General features: G+C 73.0%; 11 protein-coding genes. 8 read left to right on the plus strand and 3 right to left on the minus strand.

Annotated features, from left to right (window positions below; all coding sequences use genetic code 11):
• The first annotated feature begins 6 nt into the window (after positions 1-6).
• From AB1460_RS18935 to AB1460_RS18965, 7 genes are all read left to right on the plus strand, one after another.
• Positions 7-1,191 (plus strand): glycosyltransferase, encoded by a 1,185-nt coding sequence (locus tag AB1460_RS18935; protein ID WP_368962921.1) that lies wholly within the window; start codon positions 7-9, stop codon positions 1,189-1,191.
• Positions 1,192-1,207: 16 nt separating this feature from the next.
• Positions 1,208-1,921, plus strand: a complete 714-nt coding sequence (locus tag AB1460_RS18940; protein ID WP_071087950.1) for a class I SAM-dependent methyltransferase — start codon at positions 1,208-1,210, stop codon at positions 1,919-1,921.
• Positions 1,918-2,106, plus strand: a complete 189-nt coding sequence (locus AB1460_RS18945; protein ID WP_368962923.1) for a hypothetical protein — start codon at positions 1,918-1,920, stop codon at positions 2,104-2,106. Before AB1460_RS18940 ends, AB1460_RS18945 begins: the two co-directional genes overlap by 4 nt.
• Before the next feature lie 64 nt (positions 2,107-2,170).
• Positions 2,171-3,382, plus strand: coding sequence for a glycosyltransferase family 4 protein (locus tag AB1460_RS18950; protein ID WP_368962924.1), 1,212 nt, complete (start codon positions 2,171-2,173; stop codon positions 3,380-3,382).
• 64 nt (positions 3,383-3,446) lie between these two features.
• Entirely contained in the window at positions 3,447-4,577 is a 1,131-nt protein-coding gene (locus AB1460_RS18955; protein ID WP_026310675.1) for a glycosyltransferase family 4 protein, read from the plus strand.
• Positions 4,552-5,508, plus strand: coding sequence for a glycosyltransferase family 2 protein (locus AB1460_RS18960; RefSeq protein WP_198541965.1), 957 nt, complete (start codon positions 4,552-4,554; stop codon positions 5,506-5,508). The genes AB1460_RS18955 and AB1460_RS18960 overlap by 26 nt, the downstream gene beginning before the upstream one ends.
• A 239-nt stretch (positions 5,509-5,747) precedes the next feature.
• Positions 5,748-6,821 carry a sugar phosphate nucleotidyltransferase gene (locus AB1460_RS18965; RefSeq protein WP_368962926.1) on the plus strand — a complete coding sequence of 358 codons (1,074 nt, stop codon included), beginning with the start codon at positions 5,748-5,750 and terminating at the stop codon, positions 6,819-6,821.
• 80 nt (positions 6,822-6,901) lie between these two features.
• Here the strand turns inward: AB1460_RS18965 and AB1460_RS18970 are convergent, their stop codons facing one another.
• The 3 genes from AB1460_RS18970 to AB1460_RS18980 all read right to left on the minus strand — a co-directional run bounded on the left by AB1460_RS18970 (position 6,902) and on the right by AB1460_RS18980 (position 12,009).
• Complete coding sequence (locus AB1460_RS18970; protein ID WP_368962928.1) at positions 6,902-9,511, minus strand: sensor histidine kinase; 2,610 nt, start codon at positions 9,509-9,511, stop codon at positions 6,902-6,904.
• A gap of 84 nt (positions 9,512-9,595) precedes the next feature.
• On the minus strand, positions 9,596-11,314 hold the full coding sequence (locus tag AB1460_RS18975) for a lytic transglycosylase domain-containing protein (protein ID WP_368962929.1): 1,719 nt from the start codon (positions 11,312-11,314) through the stop codon (positions 9,596-9,598).
• Between the two features lie 227 nt (positions 11,315-11,541).
• Positions 11,542-12,009 carry a transposase gene (locus tag AB1460_RS18980; protein WP_368962931.1) on the minus strand — a complete coding sequence of 156 codons (468 nt, stop codon included), beginning with the start codon at positions 12,007-12,009 and terminating at the stop codon, positions 11,542-11,544.
• 960 nt (positions 12,010-12,969) lie between these two features.
• Between AB1460_RS18980 and AB1460_RS18985 the strand changes: the two genes are divergently transcribed.
• Positions 12,970-14,727, plus strand: coding sequence for a DNRLRE domain-containing protein (locus tag AB1460_RS18985; RefSeq protein WP_368962932.1), 1,758 nt, complete (start codon positions 12,970-12,972; stop codon positions 14,725-14,727).
• The last annotated feature ends 56 nt before the right edge of the window (positions 14,728-14,783 follow it).

Raw genomic sequence — 14,783 nt, forward strand, 5'->3', positions numbered from 1 at the left:
CCGGCCATGCGCATCGCGGTCATCGGGCCCACGCACCCGTACAAGGGCGGGATCGCCCAGCACACCACCGAACTGGCGCACCGCCTGACGGCGCGTGGTCACGACGTGCGGATCGAGTCCTGGTCCCACCAGTACCCGGCGCGGCTCTACCCGGGGCAGCAGCGCGTCGACACCCCGGAGGGGACGCCGTTCGCCGCCACCGCCTACCCGCTGTCCTGGCGCCGCCCCGACAGCTGGTTCCGCCTGGGCCGCCGGCTGCGCCGCCGCGGTCCCGGTCCCGGCTCCGGTCCCGGCTCCGGCTCCGGCTCCGGTCCGGCGGTGGACCTGGTCGTGCTGGTGGTCGTCACCCCGATCCAGGCACCCGCCTACCTCGGGATCCTGGCCGGGCTGCGCGGGGGGCCCGCAGTGCTCGCGCTGTGCCACAACGTGCTGCCCCACGAGCGCCGCTCGGTCGACGAGCCGCTGATCTCCGCCGTGCTGCGCCGCTGCTCTGCCGTCCTGGTGCACACCGAGGCCCAGGCGGAGCTCGCCGGCCGGCTTACCGGCGTCCCCGTGCGGGTCGCGGAGATGGCCCCGCACCTGTGGCGCCCGTCCGCCGCCGGCAGCGCCGCCGCTTCCGTGGGCCTCCAGGCCGACGCGTCGGCCGCTGCCTCCGGTGGCGAGGCGAATCCGGCCCACCGGCTGCTCTTCTTCGGACTGGTTCGGCCGTACAAGGGCCTCGACGTGCTGCTGCGCGCGCTTGCGCAGGGGCCGGCGGAAGTCGGGCTGACCGTGGCGGGGGAGTTCTGGGGCGGGGTGGAGGCGACCCGCGACCTGGTGGCGGAGCTGGGCCTGGCGGAGCGGGTCGAGCTGCGTCCCGGCTACGTGCCGGCCGAGGACGTCCCGGGGCTGTTCGCCGCCGCCGACGTGCTGGTGCTGCCCTACCGGGCCGGCACGGCCTCGCAGAACGTCGACCTCGCGCACATGCACGGCCGGCCCGTCGTCGCGACGAGCGTCGGGACGCTCACCACCTCGGTCCGGGACGGGGTCGACGGCCTGCTCGTCCCGCCGGACGATCCGGCGGCGCTCGCCGCGGCGCTGCGGCGGCTGTACGAGCCCGGTGTCCTCGCCGCGCTGCGGGCGAAGGTGAGCCCGCCTGACACCGACGTCGCCTGGGAGCGCTACCTCGACGCCGTGCTGGCGACGTCCTGACGGCAAACTGTGCGCCATGAGTCCCCTACGTGACGATGCCCTTGCCTACGCCGGCCACCAGGTGCATGTCATGCGTCGCCGCGAGGTCGGGACGCTGCTGTCCTGGGCGGGCGACCTGAACGGCCGGACCATGCTCGACGTCGCGGGCGGTGACGGCTACTGGGCCGGCCAGGCGATCCGCCGCGGCGCCCGGGCGGTGAGCCTGGACCTCGCCCGGCACAAGCTGGCCTTCGGTAGCCGTCTGAAGCACCGCCCCGGCCTGGTCGAGGGCGACGCGCTGCGCCTGCCCTTCGCGCCCGCCACGTTCGACGTGGTCATGTCCGTCTGCGCGATCGAGCACTTCGACGACGGCCCGGCCGCGCTGGCCGAGATGGCGCGGGTACTGCGTCCCGGCGGCGATCTGGTGATGTCCGCCGACGCGCTGACCCGGGCCGAGCGCTGGCCCGACCTGTTCGCCCGGCACCGGGAGAAGTACCACGTCCAGCACACGTATCCGGGGGAGCGGCTGGTGAAGCTGCTGGACACGGCCGGGCTGGAGGTCGTCCGCCAGACGTACATGTTCCGGTCGGAGCGGGCGGAGCGGCTCTACCTCGGCCTGTCGGCCAAGGGCGGCCGGGTCGGCTGGAACGCGGCCGCGGCGCTCTCCCCGCTGGTCGCGCTGTCCGACCGCCGGACTCCCGACACCACCGGCAGCGTGGTGCTGACGCACGCCCGGCGGCGGCAGCCATGAGCGCGCCGCCCGCGCAGAAGGTACTGGCCGCGTTCCTCACCGTCCTGCTGTTCGCGCTGATCGTCTTCGGGCTCGGCGCGGCCTTCGACCAGTTCGGCCACCGCGGCTGGGGCCACGTGGTGGGCATCGGCTGCTGCGTGGTCATGGTCGTGGCGGGCGTCGCCACCAGCCGCCGGGACCAGTAGCGCCCGGCGCCAGTCGCGCGGGGTGGCGACGGCCAGGCCGGCCGGGCACGGGACACTGGCCCGCGTGCGGATCGGATTCCTGGTCGAACAGCTGCTTGCGCCGGTGCCGGGAGGCACCGGCCGGTACTCCGCCGAGCTCGCCGCCGCCCTGGCCCGCGCCGCGCGGCCGGGGGACGGCGTCGTCGGGTGGTGCGCGTGGCGGCGCGACCCCGCCGCGGCCGCCGTGGCGGGTGTCCTCGGGCCGCTGCGCCTGGGCCTGCCGCGCCGGGCGCTCGCCGCGGCCTGGGCGCGCGATGTGGGCCCCGTCCCGACCGGGGTGGACGTCGTCCACGCCCCGACGCTCCTCGTGCCCCCGCATCACCTCCTGGCCCGCCGGGGCCTGCCGCACCGGGTGCCGGGTGCCGGTCGGGGCCGGGGCCGGCGGCGCCTGGTGGTCACGCTGCACGACGCGGTGCCCTGGACCCACCCGGAGACCCTGACCCCGCACGGCGTGCGCTGGCACCGCGCGATGGGGGAGCGCGCCGCCCGGCACGCGGACGCGGTGATCGTCCCGACGAACGCCGTCGCGGCCGAGGCCCGCCGGCACCTGCCGATCGACCCGGAACGGCTGCACGTGATCGGGGAGGGGGTCGCCGAGGCGGTGCTGCGGGTGCCGGCGGACGCCGAGAGCAGGGCCGCCCGCCTGGGCCTGCCCGAACGGGGCTACCTGCTCACGCTGGCGACCATGGAGCCCCGTAAGGGCCTCGACACCGCGCTGGCGGCGATCCAGCATCCGGCGGCGCCGGACCTTCCCCTGGTGCACGTCGGTGCGGCCGGCTGGGGTGATCTCGGCGCTGGGACCGCGGGCACGGGTGGTTTCGCCGATCTTGCCGCTTCCGGACGGTTCCGTGGTCTCGGGCGGATCAGTGATGAAGATCTCGCGGTCGTGCTCTCCCGGGCGACCGTGCTGCTCGCACCGAGTCGGTCGGAGGGATTCGGGCTGCCGGTCATCGAGGCCATGGCCCACGGGGTGCCCGTGGTCGTGTCGGACACGCCGGCTCTGGTCGAGGTTGCCGGGGACGCCGCACTGGTGGCCCGGATCGGTGATCCGGCCGGCTTTGCCGAGGCGCTGGCGCGTATCGTCCAGAATCCCCGGCTACACAGTCGTTTGTCGCGTTCAGGTCCGGTCCGTGCGGCGGGATATACCTGGAATGGGGCGGCGCGATCGTGCTGGGAGCTCTACCGTCGAATCAGCGGCTCCCCTGCCGTGTCCGTCGCGGACGACGGGCGGGCGTAGTGTTGCCCCCGTTGAGAAGCAAGCGGCCACACTGAATCAGGCGGCACGTCTCGGAAGGAGCGCCGTGGGACCCCGGGTGCTCGTTGATGCGACTTCGGTCCCGGCTGACCGCGGTGGCGTCGGGCGGTATGTCGACGGGCTCGTCGCCGCCCTGGGCGCGGCCGGCGCCGACATGGCGCTGGTATGTCAGCGATCGGACGAGGAACGCTACAGTCGGATGGCGCCGCAGGCGACCGTCCTGTCGGGCCCGGCGGCCATCGCCCATCGGCCGGCGCGGCTGGCGTGGGAACAGACCGGGCTTCCGCTGGTGGCGGAGCAGGTGAATGCCGAGGTCATCCACTCGCCGCACTACACGATGCCGCTGCGGGCGCAACGGCCGGTATGCGTGACAATCCATGACGTCACGTTCTTCACCGAGCCGGAGATGCACACGGCGGTGAAGGGAACCTTCTTCCGGTCGGCGATGCGAACGGCGGTGCGCCGGGCGAACCGCATCATCGTCCCGTCCAAGGCGACCCGTGACGAACTCGTCCGCGTCCTGGAAGGCGACCCGACCACCACCGATGTCGCCTATCACGGCGTCGACACCAGCACGTTCCACCCTCCGACGGAGGAGGACCGGCGGCGGGTGCGGCTGCGGCTCGGCCTCGGCAACACCCGTTATGTGGCCTTCCTGGGCATGCTGGAGCCGCGGAAGAACGTCCCGAACCTCATCCGTGGCTGGGCGGAGGCGGTGCACTGGCGGGACGAGCCGCCGGCCCTCGTGCTCGCGGGCGGCTCCGGCTGGGACGACGACGTCGACGCGGCCGTGGCCTCGGTGCCGAGCCACCTGCGCGTGATCCGGCCGGGTTACCTGCGCTTCTCCGACCTGCCCGGCTACCTGGGCGGCTCCGAGCTGGTGGCCTACCCCTCGCACGGTGAGGGCTTCGGCCTGCCGGTGCTGGAGGCGATGGCCTGCGGCGCGCCGGTTCTGACCACGCCGCGGCTGTCGCTGCCGGAGGTGGGTGGCGACGCGGTCGCCTACACCCAGCCGGACTGCGACGCCATCGCCCGCGAGATGGGTGCTCTGCTCGACGACGCGGAGCGCCGCGCGCAGCTGGCCTCGGCCGGCCTGGCCCGCTCCCACGAGTTCACCTGGGCCGCTTCGGCCGAGGCTCACCTGGCCAGCTATGCCCGTGCGGTGGCCGACGCCTGAGGCGCGCTACGGTCTTCCGGTGGAGAAGCCGGAGATCCGGGTCGTCGTCGTCACCTTCCGGTCCGGAGAGGTCATTGGCACCTTTCTGGACACGTTGGCGAAGTCGACCACCCGCCCCTACGAGGTCGTGGTGGTCGACAACTCGCCGCAGGTGGATGTCGGCACCCGCGCCGCGGGTGAGCGCCCGGAGGTAACCCTGCTGTGCCCGGGCCGCAACCTCGGGTACGGTGCCGGTGCCAACCGCGGCGCGGCCGGTGCCTCGGCCCCGTGGCTGCTCGTCGCCAACGCCGACATCGCCCTGTCGCCCGGGAGCCTGGACGAGCTGATCGCGGCTGCGGACCGCTGGCCGGGCGGTGGCGCCTTCGGCCCCGGCATCACCAATCCGGACGGGGCGCTCTACCCGTCCGCCCGTGACCTGCCGTCGCTGGGGCGCGGCATCGGCCACGCGCTCTTCGGCTGGTGCTGGCCGACCAACCCCTGGACCGCGTCGTACCGCCGCGAGCGTGGCGCGCCCCGGGAGATGACCGCCGGCTGGCTCTCCGGTTCCTGCCAGCTGCTGCGCCGCGACGTGTTCGAGTCCGTCGGCGGCTTCGACGAGTCGTACTTCATGTTCATGGAGGACGTCGACCTGGGCCGGCGCATCGGGCTGACCGGCCGGCAGCTGGTCTACGTCCCGTCGGCCGTGGTCGAGCACCTGGGCGGGCACTCGACCAAGCGGTCGTCGCGCCGGATGGTCGTCGCCCACCACCGAAGCATGATCCGTTACCTGAGTCGTCAGTACCCCGGCCCCGGTTACCTGCCGCTGCGGGCCGCGCTGGCGGTCGGCCTCGGCGCACGGCTGCTGCTGGCACTCGCCTTCGCCCGGGACAGCGCCGGAGCGAAGGCCACCCGGTCCGCCGAACTGCTCACCTCGGCGAGCCGTCGGCACTGAAACACGCACGGCACCAACGGCATCGCCGGTGACGCCGGTGACGCCGGTGACGCCGGGGGCGGCGCCGGGCGGTGAGGGCATCCATCGCCCGGCCGCTCACCCAAATATCGGAGATCCGTCACCAAAAGTGAACGGTTTATAAGTCGTGCGTGTGCGGCTTGTGGCCTCTTGTTGAGGGGCACGACTTCCCGGACAGGTGTGCGCAACTGGTCTCACCTGCTCTGCGACACTGACGAATCATGGACGCAGTGATGCTGGTCGGCGGGCAGGGAACCCGTCTCCGCCCGTTGACGATGTCGGCGCCGAAGCCGATGTTGCCGGTCGCCGGCGTGCCGGTGACGGCCCACATGCTCGCCCGTGCCCGCGACGCGGGAATTACTCGGGTGGTACTCGCCACCTCCTACCGGGCGGAGGTCTTCGAGGAGTACTTCGGCGACGGCTCCCGCCACGGCCTGGAACTCGAATACGTCACCGAAACCGAACCGCTGGGCACTGGTGGGGCCATCCGCAACGTCGCGGAGCGCCTGCACGCCGGCACTGACGAACCCGTGGTCATCTTCAACGGCGACATCCTCTCCGGTCTCGACATCCGTGCCCTCGTCGGCCGGCATACCAGCTCCGGAGCAGCCGTCACGCTGCATCTGACGCGGGTGGACGACCCCCGGGCGTTCGGCGTCGTCCCGACGGACGGCGACGGCCGGGTGACCGCCTTCCTGGAGAAGACCCCCGACCCACCCACCAACCTCATCAACGCCGGCTGCTACGTGTTCAGCCGGTCCGTCATCGATTCCATTCCCGCCGGCCGCCCCGTGTCGGTCGAGCGGGAGACCTTCCCCTCGCTGCTCTCCTCCGGGGTGCCCGTCGTCGGTTACCCGGACGACACCTACTGGCTCGACCTGGGGACGCCGGCGGCGTTCGTCCGCGGTTCGCGGGACCTGGTCACCGGGCGGATGACATCCTCGGCGCTGCCCGGGCCGGTCGGTGACCGGCTGGTGCTGCCCGGCTCCACGATCGCCACCGACGCGAAGATCGGCGGCGGCTCGACGATCGGCGCGGGCGCCACGGTCGGCACCGGCGCCCGCATCGACGGCTCGGTCCTGTTCGACCGGGCGTCCGTCGGCGCGGGCGCCTACATCCGCGACAGCGTCGTCGGGCGCGACGCGGTGATCGGCAACGGTGTCGTCCTGGAGAACGTGGTCATCGGGGACGAGGCCGTGATCGAACCGGGCAACGAGCTGCGTGCCGGTGCCCGGGTGTTCCCGGGCGCGGTCCTGCAGGCCGGGGCCGTCCGCTTCAGCTCCGACCGCGCCTGATCGGCGCCTGACCCCACCCACGACCCCCGCCCTGCCGGGGCAGGCCCGCCGTTCGGGCCGGCCCCGGCAGAGCCGGAGGGTCAGGGCGGTCCGGTGGGCTGGTCGACCGCGGACCAGGCGATCTCGACGCACGTCTGGTTGTCCTCGACGTCCGTGCTGATGGTGAGGATCTCCGCGTGCCCCACCTCGCCGCCGGCGGCGAGGTGGGGCGCCGGCGCGGTGCCGGCCGGGCAGACCGCCGCTCGGTAGGTGAGGAACAGCTGCCCGCCGGCCGGTTCGCCGATCAGGGTCAGCACCGCCCCGCCCGTCCCCGCGGCGGAGGCGTCCCACAGCATTCCGGGCAGCACCTCGGCGAGCCGCTCGTAGACCGCCGGCGGGATGTGCCGCGGCTCGCCGACGACCCGGACCTCCACCTCCAGCCCGTGTGCCCGGGCGCCGACGACAGCCGGCGCGAGCTCGCCCAGCGCGCCCGCGGCGCCCGCGGCGCCCAGGACGAGCGTCCGGCGGATCGCTGCGGCGTGCCGGGCACAGCGGTCCCGCACTGCCTGGTCCCGCGGGTCGAGCAGCCCGTCGGCGACCGCTTCCAGCATCGGCAGCACCTCCTGCTGGATCGTGGCGAGACCGCGTTCCCGGTCGGCCCGCACCGCCCGTTCGGACTGCTCGAGCGCGGCACGGGCGGTCTCCTCCTCGAGGGCCCGGGCCACCTGGTCGGCCGTGCGTCGCAGCACCGGCCCGCCCATCGCCACCATGATCTGCAAGGCGACCTGACCGTTCGTCGCGGCCAGGAGCTGGGCGAGGGCCAGCGGCCCGGTACCACCGGAGCCGGCGCCAGTGGCGGGCCCGCCGCCGGCGTCCGCTGCGGTCAGCACCAGCACGCCGAGCACGGCGACCGTGGCGGCGATCGCCACCAGCCAGGCGGCGAACAGGCGCGACACCGCGACGAGCGCCAGCAGCACCGGCAGCACGAGCACGGGCCAGGTGTTGATCCGGCTGGGCGGGCCGCCCGTGGACGTCCCGGGCCAGGTCGGCACGGTGCCGAGCCCGACCACAACAGTGATCACCAGGCCCAGCGCGACGAGGACGAGGGCCTCGTGGCGGCGCAGCGGGCGGCGGCGCGACATCCCGGCCGCGACCGCGACGAGCAGGGCCATCCCGCACCAGCAGCCCACGGAGAGGACCACCGACCGGGAACTCGGCAGGGTCGCGACCAGCACGACGGCGGTGCAGCCGAACCAGACCGCCGCCGCGACCGAGACCGTGCGGCGCAGCCCCGCCGCGTAGGAGTCCCGCAGCTCGGCGGCGGAGGTACCGGAAGGCACCCAGCCGGGTGATGGGGCCGCCCGCCCGACCGGTTCCGCGCCCGCGCCCGGCCTGTCCGGCCTGTCCGGGCCGTCCGGCCCGCCGTGTCCGCCTGGCCCGACCTGCCCGGCGGGCTCCGCCCTCGCCGGCGGTGCGGGCGGCTCGGCACGCCCGGCGGACGCGGCCTGACTGGCCCCGGCGGGGGTCCAGGCCAGCTCGGCAGTGGTGCCCCGACCGGGCTCCGAACGGATGGTGGCCTGCCCGCCGACCTCGGCCAGCCGGGCATGGACCGACCGGGCCAGGCCCAGCCGGTCCGCGGGAACATCCTGAGCGAGAAACCCCCGGCCCTCGTCCGCGACGATGACTCGCACCCCGCGACCGGGACCCACGGTGACGGCGAGCGTGGCCTGGTTCGTCCCGGCATGCCGGTGGACGTTGGCGAGCAGCTCCTGCGCCGCCCCGGCCAGCGCGCGGACGACCTCCGCCGGCAGGTCCGTCGCGGCCAGCGGCGGGACGTCCACCCGCAGGCCTCGAGACCGCGCGACAGCGACCACCCGGAGCATCGGCCCGGTCAGGTCACGGGTGGCGGCGGCGGTGCCGTCGAGCATGGTGCGGACGGCGTCGATCGCGTAGCGGCACTGCTCGGCGGTGAGCACGGTCCCGGGGCGGTCCCGGACGCCGCCACCCCATGCGATACCGGTGAGCGTGTTCAGGACGGTGTCGTGCAGCATCCGTTCCCGCTCGCGCCGGTCCCGCCGGCGGGCCGCGGTGACGTCTGCCGCCTGCCGCTCGGCCGCGGCGGTGCCGAGCCTCGTGTCGGCGTCGGTCGCGATCACGCCCAGCCGCACGATCGCGACCCGGAAGAGGGTGGCGATGCCCACCAGCAGCACGGCAGAGATCAGAGCCCGCACCAGCGGGGTCTGGTTGGCCCCGGTGGCCTCGCCGTCCAGAGTCACCTGGGCGGCGGCCCCACCGGTGAGGAACGCGGTGACCAGCAGCACGACCACCCCGGTGAACGCCCGGCGGCGGCAAGCCCAGGCCGCGACCACCGCGGCGTGGGTGGAGGCGGAGAACACCCAGGTACCGGTGCCTCCGGTCGACTGCGCCGGCAGACACAGCGCCGCTCCCGCGCCGACCGCGGCGGCGAGCAGCACGTTGCCGGCCACCAGCAGCCGGGGCAGCCGTCCGAGGGCGAGAACGACCAGGGCGAAGACCACACCCCAGACCGCCATGGCGACCGCTGGGGCGAGGCCGGCCGGATGGATGGTGTACCAGGAACGCCAGACGACCACATAGCCCACGAGATAGGCGACATGCAGGATCCGGAGCGCGGCGAAGGCCCGCACCGCCACTGTGCCCAGGGCCTGGTGGGCAGTCGTCGCCACGAGCACAGTGTGGCCTCCGCCTTGCCCCTTGCGGGTGGGTTTCGGTACCTCGGTACCTCGATCCGGAGGCGCTCGGGTCAGGCGTTCTGGTCAGGCGCCGCCGGCCGGTGTGGGTGTCGCGGTCGGCGTGCCGGACGGTGTCGCGCCGGCCGGGGTACTGGTGCTGGAAGCGGGTGCGCTGCTGGTCGGGCTGCTGGTCTGGGTCGTGCTGGTGGCGGGAGTGGTGGTGGGCGGCGCCGTGCTGGCCGGCGGCCGGCTTGACGGTGCCGTGCTGGGGGTGGTCGGCGACCCCGGCGGCGTGCTGGCTGGCGGAGGGGTGGTGGTCGGCGTCGTGGGCGGGGTCGTCCTGGGCGGGACCGTGGCGGGCGGGGTGGTGGCCGGCGGCGTTGTGCTCGGCGGCGTCGTGCCCGGTGGCGTTGTGCTGGGCGGTGGTGTGCCGGCCGGGGTCGCCGGCGCTGGCGTGAGCGGCACCGGCGAGATCGGTGTCAGGCCGGTCGGCGCGGCGGCGAAGGCGCGGGATGGCACGTTGCTGATCCGGACCCGCAGCTGCGCCGGGCAGTGCGAGTCCGCCGGGCTGATCGTCAGCGTCACGAGGACGGCGTCCTCGGGCAACGCCGCGGCGGCGAGACCGGCGCCCGGGATCCGGGCGAGGAGCGCGGGTACCGCGGTGCCGTCCCCGGCCTGCAGCGTCGTCCAGCTTGTCGTGATCTTCTGGTTTCCGATGGTGGCCGCGGTCGCCTCGACGGTGACGGTGGTGGCACGCCAGGGCAGGCGCGAGGTGGTCAGGTCGAGTGCCTCGGCGCCGGGGGCGGCCGGGTCGAGATCGGTGAGGACGACCCCGAGGTCGGCGGGGCGCAGCGGGTCGCACCCGTCCGGGTCGGGCGTCAGCTCCGGGACCGGTGCCAGCGACGGTGCCGCACCCGGTGCCGGTGTCGCGCCCGGCTCGCCCGTTCCGGGAGTCTGCCCGGTCGGGGTCATCGGAACGATGGTGAGCGGGTCGTCGGCGTCCTCGCTGGTCGTACCGGTGCCGGCGCCGGTGCCGGTCTGGGGGGTGGCGCCGCCCTGGCGGTAGCCGCCCAGCCAGGTCAGGACGGTGCGGACGTAGGCGTCGGAGGGGTTGTACGACAGGATCGCGGCGCGCAGGTCGGCGGGGTCGGTGAGGTCGCGGCCGCGGGCGCAGAGGTAGTGGCCGGCGGCGAGGTCGGCGTCGTGGATGTTGTGGGGGTTCTTTCGGCCGTCGTTGTTGCCGTCGCGGCCGGCGCTGGCCCAGGTGGTGGGGATGAACTGCATGGGGCCGACGGCGCGGTCGTAGGTGGTGTCGTGGTCGAGGGTGCCGTTGTCGGTGTCGCGGATGAGGGCGACGCCGGCGGTGCCGTTGAGGGGTGGGCCGAGGATGGGGCGGGTGATGGTGCCGTCGGTGGTGATGGGGCGGCCCTGGGCGTGGCCGGATTCGACTTTGCCGATGGCGGCGAGGAGTTCCCAGGGCAGGTGGCAGCCGGGAACGTCGCGGGCAAGATCGGCAGAGGTCTGTCGGTAGGTGGCCAGCATGCGTGCGGGGATTCCGCGGTCGGCGGCGGTCAGGATGATCGTGCTGGCGGCGGTGGTCGCGGGTGAGACGGCGCCCTCGGCCAAGACCTGGATGGTGGGGACGGTTGCGGCTGTCGGGGTGCTCCCGCTGTTAGCGGGCACGAGTGCCGGCATCGTCCAGCTGCCGGGGCGGACCGGCCCGGCGCCGCTCGCGTCGAGCTGATCGGTAGGGGTGCGGGGGCCGGCCGCGGTGCAGAACAGCAGCAGGCTCGTGGCCAGCATGGCCGGTAGGAGGGCGGTGCGGATCAGCCCGCGGCGGAGGAGGCCGGTGCTTCGCCTTCGGTGTGCGGGCTGGTGGCGGCTACGGCGGCGGTGCCGGGAGGTGCTTGGGGGGGTTCGGCGGTGTCGGCCGCGCGGTGTGGGAGGGGTGCGGGCTGGCGGGAGGGGCTGGGTGTAGAAGAGCGTGGCCGGTGCCGGTCGAGGGTGCTGGTGTCGGGTTGCGATCCTGTTCATATCTGGCTGTCGCCGGCGGTCTGCGGTCTGGCCGGGGGCGGGATGCTGGCCGTTGTCGGCTCAGCTGTCCGCTGCTCCGGCATGGTGCCGGCGGGTCTGGGTGGGCGGGCCCCGGCCTGCTGTGAGGGTGCTTGCGGTGCAGGTGCTGATCTGGCCTGTGTGGTCGGGTCGGCTGTCAGGTGCGCGGGGCTGGTGCCGGTGGTCCGCAGCAGGTGTAGCTCGCGGCGTAGCCGGGTGTTCTGTTCCTGCAGGTGTCTGAGGTCGGCGTGCTGGCAGCGGGTCTGCGGGTCTGGCGTCGTGTCCGCGTGGCGGACCCATCTGCGCAGCGTTTCGGTGCTGACGCCGAGCGCCGCGGAGACGGTCCTGATGGCCTGCCAAGTGGACCGGTGGTCGTCTCTGATGTGCGCGACGTAGGCGATCGCGCGGGCTCGGAACGGCGGCGGGTACCTGGTCGGACGAATCATGGCGGTCTGCTCCTGTGCGCTGCCGGAGGGGAAGGCTGCTGAGCGGTCGACGGCGCGCGGATGCGCTGGGCTTCGGAAACACCAGATCTGCCTCGATGGTGAGGCGAATGGACGGCGTCGGTGCCATCCGCGACTCTTCCTTGGGCGCGCGACAGTGCGCAGATCGCGGAGGCGGCAGCGGTACATTCCGCAGGCCGAGAAGAAGAATCGCCCCCGCAAAGATCCGAGATAGGACTATGGCACGGCCCGAATGTCCCGTCAGCCAATTGGCGAAAGAAGTTCCCTACTGCCCACAGCTACGGCTCGCCGACCGGCAGGCCGACGTGGGTGGCGCTACGTAACCATCAGGCGCGACCAGCATGCTGGCGCTCTGTCACATCTCTCGCGAACGCATGGACTCGGACTGTCGCGAGGGTACAGCACACAGGTTTGCACTGGGCGGCGCGCTCGACCCCTTCCCCGACCGATCAAGCTTCCCGTATTACCCCGCCATTGTTTCCATGAGGTAACACACTCGTGTGTGCCCGAACTAACATCGTCACAAAGAGTGCCTCGTTTCACTACAGAAGGCCCACTCTCTACAGACGAAGCAGGCAATCTAAGTAACGGTATGTCCCGATTCGGACTCCCAAAAATCATCACGTTCAGTAGTTGAGGCCGACTCCACATCGGCCCTCTGGTAGCAGCATGTAGCGATCTTTGGATGCTGATCATCGGTCTTCATTTGCGTCCGAGGTTTCGGTTCTGCCATTTTTCGACGGCCTGGTGCAGCCCCTGTTTCCCCTACACGTGGCCGCGCCAGTTCCGCGTGCCCTGAGAAGGGCTTCCTGGTGGATCGGAGTTGGCGTTATGCGGGTGCTCCCCGTACGTCGTCGCAGGTCAATCATCCGTTCTCTGTCCGTTCTGTTGGTCGCGCTGCTGGCGGCCACCATCACCCAGTTCCTTCCTACGGTGAGACCGGTGTCCGCTGCACCGGCCGACGCGGGGAAGGACGCGCCGCAGGCACCGGTCGGCCCGGCCGAGCGCCCCGATCTGGTGACCGCCCAGCTCGCCGCGCGCGCGGAACAGCGCCGCATCGAAGTCACCTCCCTGACCACCGAGTCGACCCGCACGCTGGTGAACCCGAACGGGTCGATCACGGTGGAGTCGGCGTCGGGGGTGGTGCGGGTTCAGCGCGACGGCGGCTGGCAGCCGGTCGACACCACCCTCGCCGTGGTCGACAGCAAGGTCGTCCCCAAGGCGACGAAGGCTGCCATCGCCCTGTCCGCCGGCGGCAGTAAGCCAGGCGCGGACGTCGCCGTGCTGACCGATGGCGACCGCGAGGTCGCGTTCGCCTGGCCGACCGCGCTACCCGCACCGGAACTGACTGACAACGTCGCCCTGTACAAGGGGGTCGCGAAGGACACCGACCTGCGGGTCAAGGTCACCCCGACCGGCTACGACCTGCAGATCGTCGCCCACACCCCGGCCGCAGCCCAGGCCGCACTCAGCCTGCCCCTGCGACTCAAGGGCGTGACCGCGGAACGCACCGCAGGCGGGGAACTACGGCTGTCCGCCGACGGCAAGCTCGCCGCACGTTCCCCGACCCCCCTGATGTGGGACGCCCACGTCGACCCCAAGACCGGCCTGCCCGACCGGACCCGCACCGTCGACGCCACCCTCGAACGGCCCACCACCGCCACCCCGGCGCTGACCCTACGGCCCGACAAGGCCTGGCTGACCGCGGACGACCGCCAGTACCCCGTCACCATCGACCCGGCCGCGGTCCTGCCCGACAACCTCGACACCGACGTCGTCAGCACGTCGGCGACCACGAACTACGACACCTACGAATACCTGCGCGTCGGCAACGGGGTCGGACCGGTGCACCGATCGTTCCTGCGGTTCGACACCTCCGCCATCGACGGCAAACACGTCACCGCCGCCGCCCTCAAACTCACCCAGGCCGGCTCCTACACCTGCACCCCCCAACGCATGGTCGTCCAAGGCGCCGCCGCCCTGTCCTCCGGCACCACCTGGAACACCCAGCCCGCCGCCGACGGGATCAACTGGTCCGACACCACCTTCAACGCCGGCGGCTTCTGCGGCTCCGCCGACGTGTCGTTGGACATCACCGGCCTCGCGCAGGCCTGGGCCACCAACGCCACGCCCTCCCCGGAAACGCTCACGCTGCGGGCCCCCGACGAGGTGCTCTGGGAGCCGTACAAGTTCTTCGCCTCCGGGGACACCGCCACCCCACCCCGGATCGAGACCACGTACAACTCCTACCCGTCCACCGTCGGCGCCCGGTCGACCTCGCCGTGTTCGGCGCAGTGCGGCGGGACCCCACCGACCGTGCTGACCAACTCGACCACCCCACGGCTGGCCGGTTCGGCGGCGGACGCGGACGGCGGGACGGTGCGTCTGGACTTTGAGGTGTGGAACTCCGCCGGCACCACCAAAATCACCCAGGGGTCGACCGGGTTCGTCGCCCAGAACAGCGAAGCGACCTGGACCGTCCCCTCCGGGCTGCTCACCAACGGCACCAGCTACCAGTGGCGGGTCCGCGCCTACGACGGCACCGACTACTCCCAGAACTGGTCCACCTGGATCCCGTTCACCATCGACACCACCGCCCCCACAGGCATCCTCGGACCCGGCTGCACGCCAAGCCACGCCCGCCCTGACACCCGCCCCCCCCCAACAACATTGCCGGACAACACCCCCCACCGACGCTAGTCCACACCACACCCACCCCAAAGGTCCCCCAGCGCTTATCCCAACCTCAAACACAC

The sequence above is a fragment of the Parafrankia sp. FMc2 genome (genome assembly GCF_041008525.1).
Taxonomy (GTDB): Bacteria; Actinomycetota; Actinomycetes; order Frankiales; family Frankiaceae; genus Parafrankia.

Coding starts and splice junctions, on each gene's coding strand:
- AB1460_RS18935 (WP_368962921.1), top strand. CDS start 7: ATGCGCATCGCGGTCATCGGGCCCACGCACCCGTACAAGGGCGGGATC.
- AB1460_RS18940 (WP_071087950.1), top strand. CDS start 1,208: ATGAGTCCCCTACGTGACGATGCCCTTGCCTACGCCGGCCACCAGGTG.
- AB1460_RS18945 (WP_368962923.1), top strand. CDS start 1,918: ATGAGCGCGCCGCCCGCGCAGAAGGTACTGGCCGCGTTCCTCACCGTC.
- AB1460_RS18960 (WP_198541965.1), top strand. CDS start 4,552: ATGCCCGTGCGGTGGCCGACGCCTGAGGCGCGCTACGGTCTTCCGGTG.
- AB1460_RS18965 (WP_368962926.1), top strand. CDS start 5,748: ATGGACGCAGTGATGCTGGTCGGCGGGCAGGGAACCCGTCTCCGCCCG.
- AB1460_RS18975 (WP_368962929.1), bottom strand. CDS start 11,314: ATGCTGGCCACGAGCCTGCTGCTGTTCTGCACCGCGGCCGGCCCCCGC.
- AB1460_RS18980 (WP_368962931.1), bottom strand. CDS start 12,009: ATGATTCGTCCGACCAGGTACCCGCCGCCGTTCCGAGCCCGCGCGATC.